Raw genomic sequence first — 2,497 nt, 5'->3', positions numbered from 1 at the left:
TTCTGGGCGATCGTCAACAGGCGTGCGCCAGCCAGATCCCCGCGCGCAGGCAGGCGTCGAGCACGGTCTGCTCGGGCTCCACGTCGACCGAGGCGCCGAGCGGCTCGATCCTCAGGCGGTAGCTCATGGCGCTCAGAAGCCCACGCCGTAGAGGCCCGCGAGCTCCGGCGTGCGGAAGCGCAGCACCGACTTGTGGGCCAGGCCGTTGTCGGCCAGGCTCGCGTCCGCGTCCGGCTCGAACGGCTGCCCGGCGCGCAGCCATTGCACCCGCGCCCAGTCGATCTGCGCGAACTGCGGGTGCTGGCCGAACAGCGCGGGCAGCACCTGCCCGACCAGCGCGCCGAACGGCATCTGCGGCGGCACCGGCACGCACAGCGGCGTGGCGTACATCAGGTGCTGGTCCCAGCCGATGGCCAGCAGCTGCTGGCCGTGGAACTTGTCCACGCTGTCCTTCATGTCCCCGTGGTAGTCGGGGCGGATGGCCTTGACGCTCATCGTCGTGTCTCCTCAGGCGGACCGGCGTTCGGCGGCCTGGCTCCGGGCCAGGGCGTCCGCGGTGGCGGCGGGCGCCGCCATGTTGGCGGGGCGCTGGGTCCAGCGCTCCCAGTTCACCGCATCGATGTGGGTGGCGAAGTCACCGCCGTCCACCCCCGGCGCGATGCCCATGTACTTCAGCGCCTCGACCAGCGGGTTGAAGTCCGGCGCCGTCGGGTCGACGCCCGGGTTGAAGTAGTTGCCCTGGTAGATCTGGTGCACCGGCAGGTGCGCGTGGACGTACTTCTCGGGCTCGTTGCGGAAGATGTCCCGGCAGCCGTCGGAGCAGCACTGGAACTTCTCGCCGAGGTAGGTTTCCTCGCGGTAGGCGACCTGCGTCGGATCGTCGGGCTCGGTGAACAGCAGCGGCCACTGGCACACCTGGCACAGCTGCGGCAGCGTGGCGTTGACGAAGGGCTTGCCCTGCGCCTCCATCTCGCGCCAGTGCTCGTAGCGTGGCCGGTAGTAGCGGTCGAAGGTGTCGGGGTACTTGGCCGACAGCCAGTCCATCTCCTCGTCGCTCGGCAGCCAGACCGGGAAGCCGGCGGCATGGCGGAACTGGTAGAAGGTGCACCAGAGCTGGTGCCCCACGTGGCCCTTCTCCTTGACCGTGACCTCCCAATGCTTGGGCATGCGGATGCCGTAGCGCGCCAGGTCGGCGAACAGCGCGCCGCCGTTCTGCTCGAAGTAGATCTCCCAGGCCTCGCTCCAGCTCATCACGCGCTTGGGCAGCATGTAGTCCATCATCGTGGCGAGCAGCGTGAGCAGCCGGTAGCCGCGCCAGAACCACTTGTCGATCCAGCCCTGCACGATGGGCACGTTGGCCGGGTCCTGCTCGAGCAGGAACTTGATGACCTCGATGCCCAGCGTCATGTGGCGCGCCTCGTCGCTCTGCGCCGAGAAGCCGAACGACACCGTGGACATGTCGCCGTTGTAGGCCGCGCCGGAGGCCCAGGGCATGAACACCAGGTTGGTCAACACGTACTCGAAGGCGAACGAGATCGCGGTGATGAACTCGAACGGGCCCGCGGTGATCGCGTCCTCGAAGAAGGACTTCGGGATCGACAGGTACCAGGTCCGGTCGAACATCAGCGGGAACTCGCTCAGCCCGGTGAAGTACTTGTTGTACTGGCTGATCGCGTGGATCTGCGTCTGCGCATGGCGCAGCTCGTCGATGGCCTGCATCTGCGCCGCGATGCGCGGCCCCACGCCCGGGAACTCGCGGCCGAGGATGCAGAAACCGCGGTGCGACGCGTACTCCAGCGGGCTCACCCCGGTCAGGAAGATCTTCAGCGCCTGCAGGTAGCGCGCGTCGCTCACGTTGAACTGGCCGCTGTTCTGCTGGAAGGCATCGATGATCGCGTAGAGCTTCTTCTCCTTCTCGCCCTGGTACTTCCAGTAGGCGTCCATCGTCAGGCGGAACGGGTCCTCCCACTTGTCCCAGTCGTGGATCTTGATGCCCTCGAAGGCGACGGTGCGGAAGATCTCGTCCTTGGGCTGGTAGCTCGGCGCCCAGTCGAGGCCGCGCGTGAGCAGCGCGTAGTTTTCCTTCAGGGACAGCTTCCGGGCTTGCGGGGTGTCGTTCATGGGGTTCTCCGTGGCGCCCTCAGGCGGCCTTCCATTGCAGGATGAATTCGTCGTCGGTCTCGTCGATGCCGCCGGACAGCGAGATCAGGTTGAGCTGCAGCTCGCGCAGGTCGAAGTCGCGCCCGATGCGCTCCTCGATCGACGCGCGCCGGATCACCAGCGAGCCGGGCGCGTCGATCTTCACCATCGCCGGGTAGTCCTGGACCACCGCGTGCGGGTTGTCGGCCTGGATGGCCTCGACGATCGGCAGGGTGTCGTTGTTGGCCTGCAGCGCGATGAACACGGGCTGCAGCGAAGTGGGCGCGTTCATGGCACGCGCCTCAGGCCGCCAGGCCCAGACGGGCCAGCCGCGCACCCAGGGCCGCGTCGGCCGCGG

Annotated in this window: 3 protein-coding genes and 1 pseudogene; all 4 read right to left on the bottom strand. The window is 67.7% G+C overall.

Annotated features, from left to right (window positions below; genetic code table 11):
* Nucleotides 1–16: 16 nt before the first annotated feature.
* Nucleotides 17–127 (bottom strand): annotated as a pseudogene (locus tag x551_RS25575) (phenol hydroxylase); the annotation flags it as partial.
* Between the two features lie 5 nt (nucleotides 128–132).
* Nucleotides 133–495, bottom strand: coding sequence for a phenol hydroxylase subunit P4 (locus x551_RS21100; protein ID WP_036236412.1), 363 nt, complete (start codon nucleotides 493–495; stop codon nucleotides 133–135).
* 12 nt (nucleotides 496–507) lie between these two features.
* The gene (locus tag x551_RS21095; RefSeq protein WP_036251027.1) at nucleotides 508–2,121 is read right to left on the bottom strand and encodes an aromatic/alkene/methane monooxygenase hydroxylase/oxygenase subunit alpha; all 1,614 of its coding nucleotides are present in this window, start codon (nucleotides 2,119–2,121) and stop codon (nucleotides 508–510) included.
* A gap of 19 nt (nucleotides 2,122–2,140) precedes the next feature.
* Complete coding sequence (locus x551_RS21090) at nucleotides 2,141–2,431, bottom strand: MmoB/DmpM family protein (RefSeq protein ID WP_036236414.1); 291 nt, start codon at nucleotides 2,429–2,431, stop codon at nucleotides 2,141–2,143.
* Between the last annotated feature and the right edge of the window lie 66 nt (nucleotides 2,432–2,497).

It is taken from the genome of Methylibium sp. T29 (assembly GCF_000576205.1).
Taxonomy (GTDB): domain Bacteria; phylum Pseudomonadota; class Gammaproteobacteria; order Burkholderiales; family Burkholderiaceae_C; genus Methylibium; species Methylibium petroleiphilum.
This window is presented reverse-complemented; position numbering and strand designations above follow the sequence as displayed.

Coding starts and splice junctions, on each gene's coding strand:
- x551_RS21100 (WP_036236412.1), bottom strand. CDS start 495: ATGAGCGTCAAGGCCATCCGCCCCGACTACCACGGGGACATGAAGGAC.
- x551_RS21095 (WP_036251027.1), bottom strand. CDS start 2,121: ATGAACGACACCCCGCAAGCCCGGAAGCTGTCCCTGAAGGAAAACTAC.
- x551_RS21090 (WP_036236414.1), bottom strand. CDS start 2,431: ATGAACGCGCCCACTTCGCTGCAGCCCGTGTTCATCGCGCTGCAGGCC.